General features: G+C 64.5%; 17 protein-coding genes and 1 riboswitch. Of the genes, 1 reads left to right on the top strand and 16 read right to left on the bottom strand.

The window, feature by feature from the left end:
• Positions 1-6 precede the first annotated feature (6 nt).
• From GCN78_RS26265 to GCN78_RS26275, 3 genes are all read right to left on the bottom strand, one after another.
• Positions 7-876, bottom strand: coding sequence for a prepilin peptidase (locus GCN78_RS26265; protein ID WP_152254334.1), 870 nt, complete (start codon positions 874-876; stop codon positions 7-9).
• A gap of 104 nt (positions 877-980) precedes the next feature.
• Positions 981-2177, bottom strand: coding sequence for a type II secretion system F family protein (locus tag GCN78_RS26270; RefSeq protein ID WP_152254335.1), 1197 nt, complete (start codon positions 2175-2177; stop codon positions 981-983).
• Between the two features lie 73 nt (positions 2178-2250).
• Entirely contained in the window at positions 2251-3723 is a 1473-nt protein-coding gene (locus tag GCN78_RS26275) for a DHA2 family efflux MFS transporter permease subunit (protein ID WP_226939833.1), read from the bottom strand.
• A gap of 207 nt (positions 3724-3930) precedes the next feature.
• Here GCN78_RS26275 and GCN78_RS26280 point away from each other — a divergent pair, with 207 nt between their 5' ends.
• Complete coding sequence (locus tag GCN78_RS26280) at positions 3931-5079, top strand: hypothetical protein (protein WP_152254336.1); 1149 nt, start codon at positions 3931-3933, stop codon at positions 5077-5079.
• A gap of 3 nt (positions 5080-5082) precedes the next feature.
• Here the strand turns inward: GCN78_RS26280 and GCN78_RS26285 are convergent, their stop codons facing one another.
• The 13 genes from GCN78_RS26285 to cobT all read right to left on the bottom strand — a co-directional run bounded on the left by GCN78_RS26285 (position 5083) and on the right by cobT (position 17942).
• Entirely contained in the window at positions 5083-6537 is a 1455-nt protein-coding gene (locus GCN78_RS26285; protein ID WP_152254337.1) for a cobyric acid synthase, read from the bottom strand.
• On the bottom strand, positions 6534-7340 hold the full coding sequence (locus GCN78_RS26290) for an ABC transporter substrate-binding protein (RefSeq protein ID WP_152254338.1): 807 nt from the start codon (positions 7338-7340) through the stop codon (positions 6534-6536). Before GCN78_RS26290 ends, GCN78_RS26285 begins: the two co-directional genes overlap by 4 nt.
• Positions 7337-8236, bottom strand: a complete 900-nt coding sequence (locus tag GCN78_RS26295) for a cobalamin-binding protein (RefSeq protein WP_152254339.1) — start codon at positions 8234-8236, stop codon at positions 7337-7339. Before GCN78_RS26295 ends, GCN78_RS26290 begins: the two co-directional genes overlap by 4 nt.
• The gene (gene cobD, locus GCN78_RS26300; RefSeq protein WP_152254340.1) at positions 8233-9219 is read right to left on the bottom strand and encodes a threonine-phosphate decarboxylase CobD; all 987 of its coding nucleotides are present in this window, start codon (positions 9217-9219) and stop codon (positions 8233-8235) included. The genes GCN78_RS26295 and cobD overlap by 4 nt, the downstream gene beginning before the upstream one ends.
• Complete coding sequence (gene cbiB, locus GCN78_RS26305; RefSeq protein ID WP_152254341.1) at positions 9212-10165, bottom strand: adenosylcobinamide-phosphate synthase CbiB; 954 nt, start codon at positions 10163-10165, stop codon at positions 9212-9214. The genes cobD and cbiB overlap by 8 nt, the downstream gene beginning before the upstream one ends.
• Positions 10159-10725, bottom strand: a complete 567-nt coding sequence (gene cobU / locus GCN78_RS26310; protein ID WP_152254342.1) for a bifunctional adenosylcobinamide kinase/adenosylcobinamide-phosphate guanylyltransferase — start codon at positions 10723-10725, stop codon at positions 10159-10161. Before cobU ends, cbiB begins: the two co-directional genes overlap by 7 nt.
• A gap of 7 nt (positions 10726-10732) precedes the next feature.
• On the bottom strand, positions 10733-11365 hold the full coding sequence (gene cobO, locus GCN78_RS26315; protein WP_099665407.1) for a cob(I)yrinic acid a,c-diamide adenosyltransferase: 633 nt from the start codon (positions 11363-11365) through the stop codon (positions 10733-10735).
• 1 nt (position 11366) lies between these two features.
• Positions 11367-12134 carry an ABC transporter ATP-binding protein gene (locus GCN78_RS26320; protein ID WP_152254343.1) on the bottom strand — a complete coding sequence of 256 codons (768 nt, stop codon included), beginning with the start codon at positions 12132-12134 and terminating at the stop codon, positions 11367-11369.
• A 7-nt stretch (positions 12135-12141) separates the two neighbouring features.
• Positions 12142-13167 (bottom strand): FecCD family ABC transporter permease, encoded by a 1026-nt coding sequence (locus tag GCN78_RS26325; protein WP_152254344.1) that lies wholly within the window; start codon positions 13165-13167, stop codon positions 12142-12144.
• An 88-nt stretch (positions 13168-13255) separates the two neighbouring features.
• Complete coding sequence (locus tag GCN78_RS26330; protein ID WP_152254345.1) at positions 13256-15118, bottom strand: TonB-dependent receptor domain-containing protein; 1863 nt, start codon at positions 15116-15118, stop codon at positions 13256-13258.
• Positions 15119-15246: 128 nt separating this feature from the next.
• Positions 15247-15488, bottom strand: a riboswitch (cobalamin riboswitch).
• A 44-nt stretch (positions 15489-15532) separates the two neighbouring features.
• Positions 15533-16087 (bottom strand): histidine phosphatase family protein, encoded by a 555-nt coding sequence (locus tag GCN78_RS26335; RefSeq protein WP_152254346.1) that lies wholly within the window; start codon positions 16085-16087, stop codon positions 15533-15535.
• A gap of 3 nt (positions 16088-16090) precedes the next feature.
• Complete coding sequence (locus tag GCN78_RS26340; protein WP_152254347.1) at positions 16091-16897, bottom strand: adenosylcobinamide-GDP ribazoletransferase; 807 nt, start codon at positions 16895-16897, stop codon at positions 16091-16093.
• A 4-nt stretch (positions 16898-16901) separates the two neighbouring features.
• Positions 16902-17942, bottom strand: a complete 1041-nt coding sequence (gene cobT / locus GCN78_RS26345) for a nicotinate-nucleotide--dimethylbenzimidazole phosphoribosyltransferase (protein ID WP_152254348.1) — start codon at positions 17940-17942, stop codon at positions 16902-16904.
• Positions 17943-18319 lie beyond the last annotated feature (377 nt).

The raw sequence follows: 18319 nt of genomic DNA on the forward strand, positions 1-18319 counted from the left end.
CGCGGGTCAGCTGGTCAGGCCCAGCGTGAGGCGCGACAGGGGCGTGCCGTACAGCAGGGCGATCAGGCCTGCCGCCGCCAGGTAGGGACCGAACGGAATCGGCTTGTCGCGCCCCCGCTTGGCGAAGACGATCAGGCCGATGCCGACCACGGCGCCGACCAGCGACGACAATAATATGATCGTCGGCAGCATGGTCCAGCCCAGCCACGCACCGAGCGCCGCCAGCAATTTGAAGTCACCATAGCCCATTCCCTCCTTGCCTGTCGCCAGCTTGAAGGCCCAGTACACGGCCCACAAAGCCAGGTAGCCGGCGGCCGCGCCGATGACGGCCTCCTGCAGCGGCACGAAGGTGCCGTTGATGTTGACCAGCAAGCCCGCCCATAGCAGGGGGAAGGTGAGGTCGTCCGGCAGCATTTGCGTATCGGCATCGATGAAGGTCATGGCGATCAGCAGCCAGGCAAACACGAGCGTGGCCAGGCCCGTCCAGCCGCTGCCGAAGTGCCAGACCAGGAGGGCCGACAGCGCGCCCGTCAGCAGCTCCACCAGCGGATAGCGCACGGAGATGGGCGCTTGGCAGGCGCTGCACTTGCCGCGCAACAGCAGATAGCTGATGAGCGGAATGTTTTCCATCGCCGTGATGCGGTGGCCGCAAGCGGTGCAGTTCGAGTGCGGCAGCATCAGGTTGTAGCGGTCCGTGTGCGGCAAGGGCAAGCCGCTTTCTTCCGCCACGTAATTATCGGATTCGCGCTGCATCATTTTCGGCACGCGGTGGATCACCACGTTGAGGAAGCTGCCGACGATCAGGCCGAACAGGGCGGCGACGAGGGCGACGGGCAGATTGCCGGGTGCGGCGAACAGCAGGGTATCTTGCAGCATGGTGGTTTGTCTGAGGTGAAGATGTTGCCGCGCAAACATTGCCTGGCACTGCCGCAGTGTAAAACATCCGCCGGCGCATGGGGGCGTTTTGCGCGACGGCATCATCAAATCACGGTGCCCAACTTGAAAATCGGTAAATACAGGGCGATCACGAGCGAACCGACGAGCACGCCCAGCACCACCATCAGCGCCGGTTCCAGCAGCGTGGAAAGGGTGGCGACCGTAGTGTCGATGTCGGCCTCGATGATATCGGCCGCGCGCGACAGCATGGCGTCGAGCGCGCCCGATTCCTCGCCGATCAGGGCCAGTTGCGTCAGCAGCGGGGGAAATACGCCGCTGTGCTCCATGGCCAGGGCCAGACTGCCGCCGGCGCGGATTTCACGCTCGATGCGCGCCGTCGCTTCCTGGTACAGCGCATGGCCGGAGGCGGCGCCCACCAGGCCGAGCGAGTCGAGCAGCGGCACGCCGGCGGCGAACATGGCGGCCAAGGTGCGCGTCCAGCGGGCGATCGCCGCCTTGCGCAACAGGGAGCCGAACACGGGCAGACGCAAGGTCCGCAGTTGCATGTTGCGTCGCCAGCCGGGCCAGCGGCGCCAGGCCAGGTACAGCAGCAGGCAAGCGAGCAAGAGCGCCGTCAGCAAGGCCAGCCAGTAATGGATAAGGAAGGCGGACACGCCCATGACGACCAGGGTGGGCAGCGGCAACGGCGCGCCGAAGCTGTCGAAGACCTGGCGAAAGGCGGGCACGACCACGCTCATGATGATGGCCGTGACGACGATGGCGACGAGCACGATGGCCAGTGGATACATCAGCGCGCCGCGTACCTTGCGCCGCAGGGCGATGGCTTTTTCCTGGTGCGTGGCCAGGCGTGCCAGCAAGTCTTGCACGATGCCGGCCTGTTCGCCTGCCGCCAGCAGGTTGCAATACAGCTCGTCAAACAGCAGCGGGAACTGGCGGAATGCCTGCTGCAGGCTGCTGCCCGCTTCGATATCATGGCGCAAGTCGCGCATCAGCTCAGTGATGGCGGGCTTGGCGTGGCCCTTGCCGGCGATATCGAAGGCGTGCAGCAGCGGCACGCCGGCCGCCATCATGGTCGACAGCTGGCGCGTAAACAGCGCGATATCCCTGCGCGTGATGGCCTTGCCCGGTGCGCTGCGCGCCGCCTGCACCCGGGTGGCCAGGATGCCCTGGCGTCTCAGCGCGGCCTTGGCGGCGCTGGCGTCGGCGGCGCGCAAGACGCCGTCGACCACCTTGCCATGGCGGTCCCTGCCCTTCCACGCAAAGCGCCGTTCGGCCGCCATGTGCACCTCCTGCCGTCACGGTAGCAGCGTCCGGCAAAAGCACCAGCGACGCTGGCGGCAAGCTTGATGTGGCTCAGCCTTTCGTGGTTTGCACTTCCGTCTGTACAACGGCCTGGGCCTTCACGTCGGCCGCGTCTTCCTCGTCGCTGTCCGTGCCCTTGCTGATGCTTTCGCCATCGTCGCGGCGCAAGGTCCAGAAGGTCAGCGAGGACAGCACCGTCAGGGCGGCGAGGGTCAGGAAGGCGTGGTGCAGAGCCGTGCTGAGCATGGCGCGGTCCGACTGCGGCATGTCGCCCAGGTACCAGCCTGTGATCAGCGAACCGAAGGCGAGGCCAAAGCTCATCGACAGTTGCTGCATCGAGCTGGCGATGGTGCTGGCCATGCTGGAGTCGGCCTTGTCGACGTCGGCATACGCGATGGTGTTCATGCTGGAAAATTGCAGCGAATTGAAAAAGCCCATGCACAGGCTGATGCCGACGATGACGTACAGCGGCGTGCCCACGCCCACCTGCGAAAACATGGCGATGGTGATGCCGATCAGCACCGTGTTGACGATCAGCACCTGACGGTAGCCGAAGCGGGCCAGCACGCGCGCGGAAATGAATTTCATGCCCATGGCGGCCGCGGCCGACGGCATCATCAGCAAGCCCGACTGCCAGGCGGGCAAGCCCAGGCCCAGCTGGTACAGCAGCGGCAACAGGAAGGGCAGGCCGCCCACGCCCAGGCGGGTGACGAAGCCGCCCACCACGGAGACGCGGAAGGTGCGGATCTTGAACAGGGTCAGGCGCAGCAGCGGGTGCAGCACTTCGCTCGAATGCCAGGCATACGCGGCCAGCAGGCTGATGGAGATGAGCAGCAGCACGGCGAACGAGGTGCCGTCGATGCGGTGTTCACCGAAGATTTCCAGCAGCCAGGACAGCAGCGCGATGCCCGTGCCGAACAGCACCAGGCCGATCAGGTCCAGCGGACGGGGCTTGTCGCCATAGTAATCGGGCATGTAGCGGTGCGCCAGGTACAGCGCCGCCAGGCCGACGGGCACGTTGACGAAGAAAATCTCGCGCCACGACAGCCAGTGCACGATCAGCCCGCCCACCGTGGGGCCCAGCAGGGGGCCGATCAGGGCGGGGATGATGACGAAATTCATGGCCGCCAGCAATTGCGACTTGGGAAAGGTACGGATGATGGTGAGCCTGCCCACCGGCATCATCATGGCCGCGCCCACCCCTTGCAGCAGGCGCGCGGCCACCAGCATGGGCGCATTCACGGACAGGCCGCACAGGATGGAAGCGATGGTAAAGATGGCAACGGCGGCGGAAAACACGCGCCGCGTGCCGAAGCGGTCGGCCATCCAGCCGCTGATGGGAATGCACACGGCCAGGCTCAGGATATAACTGGTGACGACGGCCTTCAGGCTCAGCGGCGTCACGTTGAGGCTGGCGGCCATGGCGGGAATGGCGGTGTTGACGATGGTGGAGTCGAGTTGCTCCATGAACAGGGCGGTGGCAACCACCCAGGGAAGGTAGCTTTTAATCGGGGAACTGGTCATGGATGTGAGCCTGAGGAGGAGAAACGGAGCCGACAGTACGACGAATTGTCACATAAATGGCGCAGGCGTGCCGCCCGCGCCCCTCATTCTGGCAGCGTGCCGGGGGCTCAGTCCATGGAACATTTGTTCTATGGCAATAGATTGCGGGCAAGGCTAGCATGTGTTTTCTGACAGCTCCGGCCTCCTCTTTCCCGAAAGTCACACCACATGAAAAATGCACTTACCTTCCTTGTCCTGGGCGCGGTCCTGTCCGCATGCGGCGGCGGCAGCGATGGCGGCACGCGGGCAGCACCCGTCACGCCACCGGTCGTGGTCACGCCCGTCGCCGATCCCGTGACGGTCGCCTCGCAAGCGGTCGCGGCCCAGGCTGGCCTGGCCGTGATCGCCGGCGCCAATGCGGACGAGACGGTATATGACGTGGCGGCCGATATCGGCGACACGTGGCGCATCACCTTCGATAGCGTCAAGAAAACCTATGCCATCCGCGTGTTGTCGACGCAGTTCGGTTTGAGCGACCGCAGCGGCACGTTTACCGCGGCCACCACCGGCCATCTCACGACCTACACGGCAACGGATTTCAGCGTCACTGTCGATGCGCGCACGCGACTGTTGTCTGGCAATATCAAATTGGGCAGCATGGTCTCGACCGTCAGCGGCACCGGCTATGCAGTGGGCGACGTGGCCAGGCTGGCCGGCAGCTATATTTTCCTGGGCGCCATGCGCAACGCCTTGAACGGCGGCGACCGTTTCAATCCGAAAGGCAGTCTCAGGATCGCCGCCGACGGCGCGGCCCAGCTGTGCAATGGCGGCGTGTTCAATGCGCAAGGCGTGTGCTCCGCGGTATCGCCGCAGCTGGAAGCGGAAAACGCCAGCCTGACCCTGGTCAAGGATGCGAAAAACGGCTTGCTCGTCGCCCGCCAGGGCGGCCAGGACTTCGGCATCGTGCACGTGCATGCGGGGGACCGTGGGCTGGCGCTGTTCATCGACCGCTACAGCCGCAACCAGGAAAACGTCCTGCGCGTGGGCACCATCGTGGCCGCCAAACAGCAGAAGATCGGCACGGAAATCAATGGCAGCTATGCCTGTGCGGCGCAGGGTGACACGACGGGCAAGATCGACATCGCCGGCAATGTGGCGACCATCACAAATAACGGCACGGGCAAGGTGCACGCGGAAAACGTGACCTTGAACAAGCTGGGCCTGGGTGCGCAGGCCGTCGATTTCGATGGCATCGCCGTGTTCAAGGATCCGGCCGACGTGCCGGCCGATTATTCGATGTTCATGCCGCTGTCGTCGAGCATGGCGGTCGAGTTTTCGACCGACCGCTCCTTCCTGACGACGTGCCTGAAAAAGTAAGGTCTAGCGCGGGAGCGCGTCGAGCGCGGCCAGCAGCGGAAGGGCCGCGTCGGCGATGCGCTCCAGGCTGGCCTCGCGCAGGGCCGCGGTGTCCACCGTGTGGCCGGAGTCCAGCCCCGCCCAGCGCAGCAGCGCCGAACACGCGGCGGGCGTGTCGAACATGCCGTGCAAATAGCTGCCGAGGATTTGTCCGTCGCCCGATACCGCCCCTTCCGGACGGCCGTCGATGACGAAGGCCGGTTGCGCCAGCGCCGCGCCATGCGAGACGCCCATGTGGATTTCATAGCCTGCCACGGGTGCATCGGCCGCACCGGCGAAGGCGCAGTGACCGTGCACCTGTTCCAGCCGCTTGTCGCTCGTCAGCTGCGTCACCATGTCGAGCAAGCCCAGTGCCGTTGATTCTCCCGCCGCGCCTTCCACGCCCAGCGGATCGCACACGCTTTGCCCCAGCATCTGGAAGCCGCCGCAAATGCCGAGCACCTTGCCGCCATAGCGCAGGTGTTTTTCCAGGTAGGCGGTCCAGCCCTGCTGCCGCAGCCAGGCCAGGTCGCCGCGCGTGTTCTTGCTGCCGGGCAGTATCACCAGGTCGGCCGGCGGAATCGGCTGCCCCTGCTGGATGAATTGCAGGTCGATGCCGGGGTGGGCGCGCAGCGCGTCGAGATCCGTGTGGTTGCTGATGCGCGGCAGTTGCGGCACCACCACCTTGAAGGCGCCGCGTTCGGCCTGCATCGCTTCGACGGCGTCTTCCGCGTCGAGGAACAGGCCTTGCAGGTAGGGCAGCACGGCCAGCACGGGCTTGCCCGTCTGCTGTTCCAGCCACTCGATGCCCGGTTGTAGCAGCGAGATGTCGCCGCGGAAGCGGTTGATGACGAAGCCGAGGATGCGCGCCCGTTCGCTGTCGGACAGGCAGGCCAGGGTACCGATGATGTGCGCGAAGACGCCGCCCCGGTCGATGTCGGCCACCAGGATCACGGGGCAGTCGACGGCTTCGGCAAAGCCCATGTTGGCGATGTCGCGCGCGCGCAGGTTGACTTCGGCGGGGCTGCCCGCGCCTTCGACGACGACGGCGTCGTACTGCCGGCGCAGTCGCGCGTAGGATTCGAGCACGGCGCCCATGGCGATGCTCTTGTATTGCTGGTAGTCGCGCGCATCCATCTCGGCGCGCACCTTGCCGTGGATGATCACTTGCGCGCCCGTGTTCGACGACGGTTTCAGCAGCACCGGATTCATGTCCGTGTGCGGCGCGATGCCGCAGGCCAGCGCCTGCAAGGCTTGCGCGCGGCCGATCTCGCCGCCGTCGCTCGTCACCGCGCTATTCAAGGCCATGTTTTGCGGCTTGAACGGTGCCACCGTCACGCCACGGCGCTTCAACAATCGGCACAGGGCCGCGACGACGGTGCTCTTGCCAGCGTCGGATGTCGTGCCCTGCACCATCAGGGCGGGGAAGGGACTTTTCATGCCTGCCGCTCCTGCCGCTCTTGCCACCGCGCGATGATGTCGCTGAGCTGGCGCAAGCCCTCCGTGATGGCGGCCGGACCGGGAGACAGAATGTCGGGCGACTTGATCTCGAACAGCATCTCATGGCGCACGGCGGGAATCGCATCCCAGCCTGGGCGCGCCATCAACTGCGCCGGCTGGAACTTCTTGCCGCACCAGCTGGCGATGATGATGTCGGGCGCGCGCCGCACCACCTCCTGAGGATCGCCGATGATGCGCTCTTTCGCGCCAGGATGGGCGGACAAGTCCGGGAAGGCGTCCGTGCCGCCGGCGATGTCGATCAGCTCGGCCACCCAGCCGATGCCGCTCATCAGGGGATCGTTCCACTCTTCAAAGTAGATCACGGGCTTGCGCGTCCAGGCGGCGGCGCGGGCCCGGGCGGCGGCGATGTCCGCGCGCAGGCTGGCGATCAGCACTTTGCCCGCTTCCTCGCGCCGCACCAGCGCGGCCAGCACGCCGATCATGCGCAGGATGCCGTCCACCGTGCGCTGGTTGAACTGGTGTACTTCGATGCCGGCCTTGACCAGGTCGCGGCAGATATCGGCCTGCATGTCGCAAAAGCCGATCACGAGGTCGGGCCGAACTGCCAGGATGCGTGCCAGGTCAGCGGAGGAAAAACCGCTGATCTTGGTTTTTTCCTCGCGCGCGCGGGGCGGGCGCACGGTAAAGCCGGAGATGCCCGCGATGACGTCTTCGGCGCCCAGCGCATACAGCGTCTCCACGGCTTCCGTCGACAAACAGGCGATGCGCTGGTAGTGGCTCATGGCGCGGACTTGGCGCGGCGCTGGCGCGCCACTTCCAGCTGTTCGCACATGGCGGCCGTGCCTTCGATCATGCGCGGGCCGGCGCGGTTGAGCAGGTCGCCATTCAGGCGGAACAGATTATTCCGGCGCACGGCCGTCATCGACGGAAAGGCGCGCCACATGGCCAGGCCGCCTTCGCTGCGCGGGTCGCTTTTTTCGCTGGTGCCGAAGATGACTTCCGGGTCTTCCTGCAGCACGCCTTCCGGCGTGACGACGGGTGCCACCACCTTCATCGCGGCAAACACATTCTGGCCGCCGCACAGGCGCATGGAGTCGCTGATGATGCTCGCGCCGCTCAAAGTATATAAAGGTTTGTCCCATACCTGGTAAAACACGCGCACGGGCGGACGCTGCGCGTACTGCGCCGTCAAGCTGGCCAGTTTGGCGCGCAGCTGGGCGGCGGCCGGTCTGGCGGTTTTTTCCGTTCCCATCAGCTGGCCCAGGCGCTCCATGCTGTCGGGGATGTCGGCCAGCTTGCGCGGCTCGCTGTGATAGATCGGCACCTTCAGCTGGCGCAGCATGGCGATCTGGCGCTCGGCGCTGCCATGCATCCACACGACGATCAGGTCCGGCTTCAGGGCGATGATGCGCTCCATGTCGTACTGGCGGTTGTCGCCCACTTGCGTGATCTTCTTTGCCGCTTCCGGGTAATCGCTATAGCTGACGACGCCGGCGATCTTCTCGCCGCCGCCGGCCGCGAACAGCAGCTCCGTCACATGCGGCGCCAGCGCCAGGATGCGCTGCGCCGGCTTTGCCAGGGTGACGGTATTGCCGTCGTCGTCGCGCACGGTGATGGCGGCATGCGCCTGCAACGAGATCAATCCGGCCAGCAGCAGTGCTGTTTTCAAGTGGTTCATATGTGCTTCCATGTGGTGAGGGCCTGCTGCAGGCGCAGCCAGGCGTGTTCGTCGGGGGGCAGGCCCAGGCGGATGCCATGGGCCGCGTGGCGGAACAGGCGCACCCAGATACCCGCTTCCGCCATGTGGCGCCAGAACGCTTCGGCGCGTTCTTCCGGCCACCACTGGAACAGCGCCGTGCCGCCGCTGGCGATGCCGTGTGCGGCCAATAACTGGTGCAGGCGAACACCTTCGCCGCGCAGGCGCTCGCGCATCGTCTCTTGCCAGTGCGTATCGTTCAAGGCGGCCAGCGCCACGTGCTGCGCCGGGCCGCTGACGGTCCATGGGCCCAGCATGTCGGCCAGTTGCGACAGCAAGGCGGGATGGGCGGCGACAAAGCCCAGGCGCAATCCCGCCAGGCCGAAGAATTTGCCGATGGAGCGCAGCACGATGAGGCCTGGTCGATGCGTATGCGCACCCAGGCTGGCTTGCACTTCCGTGTCGCCAAACGCTTCATCGACCACCAGCCAGCCGCCGCGCGCGGACAGCTTGCCGGCCCATTCCAGCAATACCTCGGGCGCGATGCGCTCGCCGGTGGGGTTGTTCGGGTTGCAGACGACCAGCACGTCGCTGCTGCCCACTGCATCGGCCAGCCGCGCATACGGCACTTGGCGCAATTGGTGGCCGTGCTGGCCCCAGTGGTGCGCATGTTCCGCATACGACGGCGCGGCCACCACCACGCGCGATGGTGGCCGCAGGCGGGGCAGGGCCTGGATGGCGGCCTGCGTGCCGGCCACGGGCAGCATGGCTGGCGCGTCATAATACGCGCAGGCGGCGGCCGCCAGCGCGGGATCGGCTTCCGGCAGCCGGTGCCAGGCGTTGGCGACGGGTGCTGGCGCCGCATACCAGTGCGGATTGATGCCCGTCGACAGGTCGATCCAGTCGGCGATGGGCCGGCCGTATTCGCGCGCGGCGTCGCGCAGGTTGCCGCCATGTTCAAGCAAGATAGGTCTCCCGAAGGTAGGACAGGCCAGCGAGCAGCGCCACCCAGATCAGCCACAGCACGGCCGTTTCGGCCACCAGGCGCCAGGCGCGGTCGATGTCGCGCGCTTCGGCGGGACGTCCGCTGCCCAGCGGTGGGCGGCGTTCCAGTTCGCCGTCGTAGATGGCGTCGCCGCCGAGGGCCAGGCCCAGGGCGCCGGCGCCGCTGGCCATCACGGGCCCCGCGTTCGGGCTGCCCCAGCTGGGGGCCTGGCTGCGCCAGCAGTGCCACGCGCGCTGCTTGTCCGCCATGCTCTTGCCCAGCAAGACATAGGACAGGGCCGTCAGGCGCGCCGGCAGGTAATTGAGGATGTCATCGATGCGCGCGGCGCAGCAGCCGAACCAGTCGTAGCGTGCGTTGCGGTAGCCCCACATGGCGTCGAGGGTATTGGCCAGCCGGAATAGCACGGCGCCGGGGCCGCCCGCCACGGCAAACCAGAACAGGGTGCCGAAGACGGCGTCGTTGCCGTTTTCCAGCAGGGATTCCGTGCTGGCCTTGGCCAGACTGGCCGCGTCTGCGTTGGCCGTGTCGCGGCTGACGATGCGCGCCGTCAGCAGGCGCGCGTTGTCCAGGTCATCGATGGCCAGGGCGTCGGCGATCGGTTGATTGTGGTCGCGCAGGCTGCGCAAACCGAGGCATAGATACAGCAGGAAGACGTGGAGGGCGGCGCCCGCCAGGCCGCACAGCCAGTAGGCGGCATAACTGATGGGCAGCACGGCCAGCGACCAGGCCAGCACGCCGCGCAGAAAACGTCCGTGGCTCCGGTTCAGCAGGCGTTCCAGCGCGCTGGCGAGGCGGCCAAAGCCCACCAGCGGATGCCAGCGGCGCGTTTCGCCCAGCAGCATGTCGAGCAGCACGCCGGCCGCCATCAAGGAAGCCAGCATGGGCAGCGACAAGCCGCTCAGCATGGGCCGCCTTTCAGGTACAGCGGCAGGCCGGCGGCGACAAGGACAGCCTTGTCGCACACGGCCGCCACGGCCTGGTTCAGGCGGCCCGCTTCATCGGTGAAGCAGCGCGAGATGGCGCCGTAGGGCACGATGCCCATGCCCACTTCGTTCGAGACGAGAACGAGGTCGCAATCGGTGTCCGCCATTTCGGCCAGCGCGTACAGCAGGTGCGCGCGCTCGCTGTGGAACAGTTCGGGCAGGGCGATGTCGCCCACGTCCGGGTAAGCCTCGCCAGTGGAAAACATCAGATTCGTCAGCCATAGGGTCAGGCAGTCGACCAGCAGCAGCCGGCCGGGGCGTGCGTGCCGCAGGATGGCGTCGCCCAGGCGCAGCGGTTCTTCCAGCGTGGTCCATTCGGCCGGGCGCTGCGCACGGTGATGCCTGACGCGCGTGGCCATTTCCTCATCGCCCGCTTGCGCGGTGGCGAGGTAGACCACTTCCTTGCCCGACTCGCGGGCCAGCTTTTCCGCATAGGCGCTCTTGCCGGAACGGGCGCCGCCAAAGACCAGGGTGCGCGTCATGGCGCTGTTACCACTCGGTGCCGATTTGTGCGCCGATGCCGGCCGCGTACGCATGTTTGACGACGGCCATTTCGGTGACGGTGTCGGCGATGGCGATCAATTCGTCCGGCGCGCCGCGGCCTGTGATGACCACGTGCTGCATGGCCGGGCGTTCCAGCAGGTCGGCGATGACCTTGTGCACGTCGAGATAGTTGTATTTGAGGGCGATATTGAGTTCGTCGAACAGCACCAGGCCGTAGCTGGGGTCTGCCAGGAAGGTCTTCGCCTGCTCCCATGCCAGTTCGGCTTTTTCGATGTCGCGTTCGCGGTTCTGCGTTTCCCAGGTATAGCCTTCGCCCATCGCATGAAAACTGATCTCGTCGGGGAAGCGGCGCAGGAATTTCTCCTCGCCCGTCGACATGGCGCCCTTGATGAACTGCACCACGCCCACCTTCATGCCGTGGCCCATGGCGCGGATGGCCATGCCGAAGCCGCTCGAACTCTTGCCCTTGCCATTGCCCGTGTTGACGATGATGATGCCGATTTCCTTGTCGGCCTTGGCGATGGCCGCGTCGATGATGGCTTTCTTGCGTTCCATGCGTACGCGGTGGCGTTCGTTGATGGCTGCGGTGTCCGCGTCGATTGTCTTCTTGTCGCTCATGTCAGTTCTCTTTCGGTATGAATATCTTGCGTTTGCCGTGATCGATGATGTCGATCGGGTGGCCCAGGTAGTCGCCCAGGATGGACGCCTGCATCACGTCGGCCACGGGACCGGCCAGCCAGCCGCCGTCGCCCATCAGCAGCAGCGCATGGGTCGAGACACGGTGCGCCAGGTTCAGGTCATGCCCCACCATCACCACGGTTTTATTCTGTTCGCGGCACAGTGTCGACAGCAGGCCCATGACGCTGACCTGGTGCGCCAGGTCCAGCGCATTGGCCGGTTCGTCCAGCAGCAGCAGGGGCGTATCCTGCGCCAGCATGGCGGCGATCGCCACGCGCTGGCGTTCACCGCCCGACAGGCTGCGCACGTCGCGCTCGGCCAGGTGCTCCACTTCCATCGACGCCAGCGCCGCCAGGGCGATGCGCTGGTCGTCGCTGCCTTCCCAGTAATGGTTGTCGTGATACGGATGGCGCGCCGACAGCACGGTTTCGATGACGCGGTACGAGAACGCATCGTGGCGCGCCTGCGCCAGGAAGGCCCGTTCGCGCGCCAGTTCTTCCAAGGGCCAGTCGACCAGGGCGCGGCCCTGTATCGTCACGTGGCCCGCGTCCGGTTCACGCAAGCCGGCCAGGGTGCGCAGCAAGGTGCTTTTTCCCGCGCCATTGCGGCCGATCACGCTCCAGCATTCGCCATCCCTGATGTGCCAGATGAGGTTTTCCACGAGGGAGCGCGTGCCTGCCTTCAGGCCGAGTTGGTAGGTACGTATCATGCTTGTTTCATCTCCTGCGCAACCGGTGCAACTGGTACAGGAAGACGGGCGCGCCTATCATGGCCGTGACCACGCCGACGGGCAGCTGCAAGGGCGCCAGCACGGTGCGCGCAAGTGTGTCGGCCAGTACGAGGAAGGTGCCGCCGGCCAGCGCGGCCGCCGGTATCAACAGGCGATGGTCGGGGCCGCAGGCAAAGCGCAGCGCATGCGGCACGATCAGGCCCACAAAACCCACGCTGCCGGCACTGGTGACGGCGCTGGCCGTGAGCAGGCCGGAACAGAAGAACAGTCCCTTGCGCAGGGCGCCCACGCGCACGCCCAGGGTGCTGGCCGCTTCCGCGTGCAGCGCCATGATGTTCAGCGAGCGTGCGCAGCGCAAGGCGAAGACCAGGGCGCCGGCCAGGACCAGCCAGGGCATCAGCCGCGCGGGCGCGCCAGACAGGTCGCCGATCATCCAGAACACCATGCTGCGCAAGCGGCTTTCCGGGGCGATGGACAGCATCAGGGTGACGATGGCCATGCAGGCCGAGGCCAGGATCACGCCCGTCAGCAGCAAGAGCGAGGCGCCGCCTTCGGCCGCCGTGCCGCCGCGCAGGTCGCGGCGCGCAAAAAAGTACAGCAGCATGGACACGCCGACGGCGCCGGCAAAGGCGGCCGCGTCGACCACCCACAGCGCGCACATGAACAGCAGCGCGGCCAACGCGCCAACGGAAGCGCCGGCGGAAATGCCCAGCACGTAAGGATCGGCCAGGGGATTGCGCAGCAGCGCCTGCATCATCAGGCCGGCCAGCGACAGCGCCGCGCCGGTGACAAAGGCGGTCAGCGCGCGGCCCAGGCGCAGGTCGAGCAGGGTGGCGGCGAGGGTGTCGGTCTTGCCTTGCACGACGTGGAACAGGGCGGAAGGCAGGTCGGCGAGCGGAATCGCGATCGAGCCGATCATGCCGGAGAAAATCAGGCTGGCAACCGCGCACGCGATCAGCACCGTGAGGATCACGGTGGCGCGGTGGCGCATGTTGCGGAAAAATGGGTGCATGTACTGCCTTAAAAACGGGGACTGCAGAACCGCATCTGCGGGCGACGGCAGCATGCCATCGCCCGCAGCTTACATCATTACGACGGGGTTATTTCATGCCGTAGCGTACGCCAACGAAGAGGTTCGAGCGTGGCGTCGCATAGAAACGGCTCAGTTCATAGTCTTTGTTGGTGATGTTGTTCCAGCGTGCCAGCACCGACCAGTCACGGGCGAACTGGTAGGTGGTGTACAGGTTCAGCAAGCCATAGCCACCGAGGGTGGTCTTGTTGGCGGTATCTGCAAAACGCTTGCCCGACAACTGCCATTCCGTACCGGCGGTCAAAGGACCGGTCGTGTAATCGACAGCGAAGTTGGCGTGTTTTTTCGCGCGGAGCACCAGTTGCTTGTCCGTCGTTTCATTGCGTGGATCTTGCAGGTCGAGATTGCCACTGACGTTGAAGGCGCCGAACTTATGCGCGCCAGCCAGCGTCACGCCTTCGAGCAGAGCTTTTTCGACATTCATGCTGCAGCCATAGCCTGGTTTCCATCCAATCACCGGGCAAGCGTATACATAGTTGATCATATCGGTAATCTTGTTATGATAGTAGATCGCGCTCAGTTGCGTCTGGCCGTCGTTGTAGTGCAATCCAATTTCAGCATTGCGGCCTTTTTCCGGCTTGTTCGTCGGAATGCCGGAGCCAGGGTAGTACAGATCGTTGAAGGTCGGTGCGCGGAAGCTGGTGCCATAGCTGGCGTTGGCGCGCAAGGCATTGCTGAAACGGTAGCCATAGGCGACGCTACCCGTGTTGTGCGTACCAAACGCCGAGCTGTCGTCGCGACGGCCGCTGATGCTGGCCAGGTGGGCACCGCGCACCAGATTGTACGATGCCGCGAAAGACTTTGTATTGCGTCCGCCGGACAGGCCTTCGGCCGAGCTCACGACATCTTCGTCACGGTATTCACCCAGAAGTTGCAGTGTGTCGCGGCCGATGAGAATATCGTTTTGCCAGCTGATGTCAGTTTGCTTGGTGTCGAACTGGCTTCTGCCGGAGGCGTCTGCGGCGGATACCGCGGTCAGTTTGTCCTTCGATTCTGCGTAGCGCAGCTCGCTGGTCCAGTTCGGCAAGAACTGGTTCTTCGTGAAGACCGAAATGCTTTCCTGCTTCTTGTCGTTGCGCGCGTCGAAGTTCAAGCCCGCATCGTATTGCGCATCCAGTTTGCTGTTCAGGAAAACCAGGCCGACTTCATGTCCCTTGGCCATCTGGTAGCCAAACTGGCCGCTGACGCTTTCCTTGTCGTAGCCGTCTTTATCGCCGTTATAGGAAAAATTACCAGGTTTGGTGGCAGAATATCCATCCGATTTTTCCTTGCCCGCGGTCAGCGCGTAGCTGAAACTGTTGTTGCCACCGGTAGAGCCGGCAACGCTGGCTTCCGCCTGGCGGGTGTTGTCGCGGCCGTAGCCGGCGAAGGCGGAAAAGCGCGTGGCGCCGTCGCCTTTCTTGGTAAAGATCTGGATCACGCCGCCGACGGCATCGGCTCCATACATGGTGCTCAGTGGGCCGTAGACGATCTCAACGTGGTCGATGCTCGACAGCGGCAGGGCGTTCCAGCTGGCAGTGCCAGATGTGGCGGAGCCGATGCGTACACCATCGACCAGCACGATATTCTGGTTGCTGTTCGCACCGCGGATGAATACGCTCGAATCAGTGCCTGGGCCGCCATAGCGATTGACTTCAATGCCGCGCTGCTTTTGCAGCAGGTCGATCAGCGTACCGGCGCCAGAACGCGCGATGTCTTCCGAGCTGATGGTCTGCGTATCGCTCAATACTTCGCTCAGATGCTGCGGGTAACGGTTGGCGGTGACGACGATGGGATCGAAGGTGTCTGGCGTGGCTTGGGCGAAAGCGGCAGGCGCGGCAATGGCTAGCGCGAGCGACGTGAGCGCCGCGTGGCGGGAAACAGCATGGGTCATGATAGTTTTCAGTAAGTAATATGCAACCAGCCGACGTCCCCGTAGGCCAGATTGAACAGAAGTGGGAACTGACGATGACGATCGAAGACGGCCAGTCGGCCATTCGGATCGCGAACATCCCCGTTCGCACACTTCCACCTGTCCTGGCCGGTATCCGGGCTGGCAAGTGCGGCTATCCCACCTTCCCATGCTCGATGATTGCAAGCACAGTGGTTGTCAGAGATAGCTTGTCGTCCGCATCCTGTAGGGAGGGGCGACACTTGCTTACCGTTGCGGGGGCAGCACACGTTCACCGCAGTCGCGGCATCGTGTTTCCCGTTTAACTGCGCTCATGGACATGAGCGCGGGCACCAAAACCCGGTCATTATACGTGCAGTGGGCGTGGACTGAAATGGCCGGCTGGTCGATTCGATATCAGAAATCGACGACGACCGTCGCACCATAGGCGATTTTATGGGCGGAACGGGCGGCCAGCAGGGCCGTTTCCTCCAATGGCAGCCGGGCTTGCAGTGCCGACAGCAGGCGGATGGTGCCCGCATGGCAGATGATGACGGCAGTTTCGTGTTGTTCGCGCAACAGATCGCCTAAAAACGCATCGACGCGGGCGGCCATCGCCAGCACATTCTCGCCTCCGCCGGGGCGATACCAGGCCAGGTCGGCCGCCCAGGCATCGATTTCCGTGCGCGCAATCGCGTGCCAGGGCTGCATTTCCCAGGCGCCGAAATCCATTTCGGCCAGCCGCGCATCGAAGCGCAGTGCGCTGGAAGGCAGGTCTTGCGCCAGTGCCGCCGCCAGGCCGGCGCAGCGGCGCAGCGGACTGGCGTAAAGCGGCACACCGGCCGGCAAAGTCGCTTGCAGGCTGGCGCGCACCGTCGCCATTTCGTGCGGCGCCACCGCCACGTCGCTGCGGCCATAGCAGGTGCCGCTGGTGACCTGCGGCGCAGGGTGGCGGACGAGGATCAGGCGCATGATTCAATAAAAGCGTATCGGCGGCTGGAAGCTGGACAGGATGGCCAGGTAGACCGCCACTTCCGCCACCTGCTGCACGGCGCCCAGGCAGTCGCCCGTATAACCTTGCAGGCGGCGCTGGCATTTTCGGCCCAGCCAGAAAGCGGCGGCGGCCGCCGCCACGACTGCAAAGACCAGCGTGGCCCAGTCGAATATCCCCAGAGCGCCGCAGGCGATGGCGGGCAGCAGGCCGCAGACGGCGGCGATGATGAATTCTGCCGTGGTCATTTCCTGCGCCATCGGTTTGGATTTGCCTTCGTCGCGCGCATAGTCCATGAACCGGATCAGCGAGACGGCCGCCAGGCGCGAAAGCGGGTGGGCGATGAACAGTGTCGCCACGACGATGTGTGGCGGCAGCGAGGCCAGCGCCGTGCACTTGATGGCCAGCAGGCAGATGATGCCGATGGCGCCATACGCGCCAATGCGCGAGTCCTTCATGATTTCCAGTACCCGCTCGCGCGTCAAGCCGCCGCCGAAGCCATCGCACATGTCGGCGAAGCCGTCTTCATGGAAGGCGCCCGTCAGATAGATGCCGGCGGCCACGGCCAGCAGCACGGCCACCGCGGAAGGCAGGAGCCAGCTGGCCAGCAGATACACCGCGCCGGAAATGGCCGCCACCACCAGACCCACCAGGGGAAAGTAGCGCGAGGCGTGCTGCAGCCAGGCCGGCTCGAATCCCACCCAGCGCGGGATCGGCAGGCGCGTGAAGAATTGCAGCGCGATGAAGAACAGACGGCACTGGTGGACTGCGGCGGAAACGGGATTGGCCATGGTCTTAGTCTGGCGTGGATTTTTCGCTGACCTGGGCCGAGGCGAAGGTCGCCATCTCGCGCATGAAGTTGACGGCCGCATGCAGCAGCGGCAAGGCCAGCGCCGAACCCGTGCCTTCACCGAGGCGCAAATCGAGGTGCAGCAGCGGACGCGCTCCCAGGCTGGCCAGCAACTGGCGATGGCCGTTTTCATCGGAGCAGTGCGAAAACACGCAGTAATCGAGGATGGCCGGCTGCAGGCGCGCCGCCACCAGCAGTGCGCTGCTGACGATGAAGCCATCGATCAGCAGAATCATGCGCCGTTCGGCTGCCTTGAGCATGGCGCCCGCCATCATGGCGATTTCGAAGCCGCCAAAGGTGGCCAGCACGTCGAGAGGCTCTTGGGTTGCCGCATGATGGGCGACAGCCGCTTCGATAACCTGCTGTTTATGCAATATGCCTTCCTTTGACAGGCCGGTACCGGCGCCCACGCAGTCGGCGACCGGTGTTTGCGTCAGCTTGTGCATCAGGGCGGCGGCAGCGGTGGTGTTGCCGATGCCCATTTCGCCAAAGCCCAGAACATTGCCGTCCAATGTGGCGACCAGGTCCATCCCCGCCTGCATGGCGGCCAGACATTGCTCCTGGCTCATGGCGGGTTCCTTGGCAAAGTTGCGGGTGCCGGGACCCTGCTTGCGGTCAAGCAAGCCGTCGCGCGGTCCGAAGTCATGGTTCACGCCGGCGTCCACTATATATAAGGCGCAATCGTTCTGGCGGGCAAAGACATTGATGGCGGCGCCGTTGCCGAGGAAGTTTTCCACCATTTGCCACGTCACGCTTTGTGGATAAGCGGAAATGCCTTCGGCGACGACGCCATGGTCGGCCGCGAAAACCATGATGGCAGGCTGCTGCAAGGTCAGCTGCGTGCCTTGCTGGATCAGGCCGATCTGATGGGCCAGGGTTTCCAGCAGCCCCAGGCTGCCCAGCGGCTTGGTCTTGCTGTTGATGGCATGTTCGAGTGCGCTGCTCAGGGCGGGGTTGGCGGTGGGGCTGATGTGTGGGATAGGCATGGGAGTCAAGGTGAATAAGGCAGGGTATTGTCAGTACTACGATATCACACAGCAATATTTGCTCAACTGCAAAATAGCGCTTGCGGGGTCTGCGGGGCAGGGCTATAATTCGCCCCCTCGCTGAACGACGCATGCAAATGCCGAGTAAAGCTGGGTGAAAAAGAAGGTTGACGAAATGCTGCAAACGCTTCATACTCTTCCTTCTTCGCAGCTGACAAACACAACGCTTTGTCGATAGCGCGAAAGCAGTACCGAATACAGTTCTTTAACAATTAACAGTCGATAAGTGTGGGCATTTGATGTAAGTGCAGCAGTGATCTTCGGATCGCTGTCAAACTTAAAATATCAAATGTTCACAAGAAATAATGAAATAGGCG

Source organism: Janthinobacterium rivuli (assembly GCF_009208735.1).
Taxonomy (GTDB): domain Bacteria; phylum Pseudomonadota; class Gammaproteobacteria; order Burkholderiales; family Burkholderiaceae_D; genus Janthinobacterium.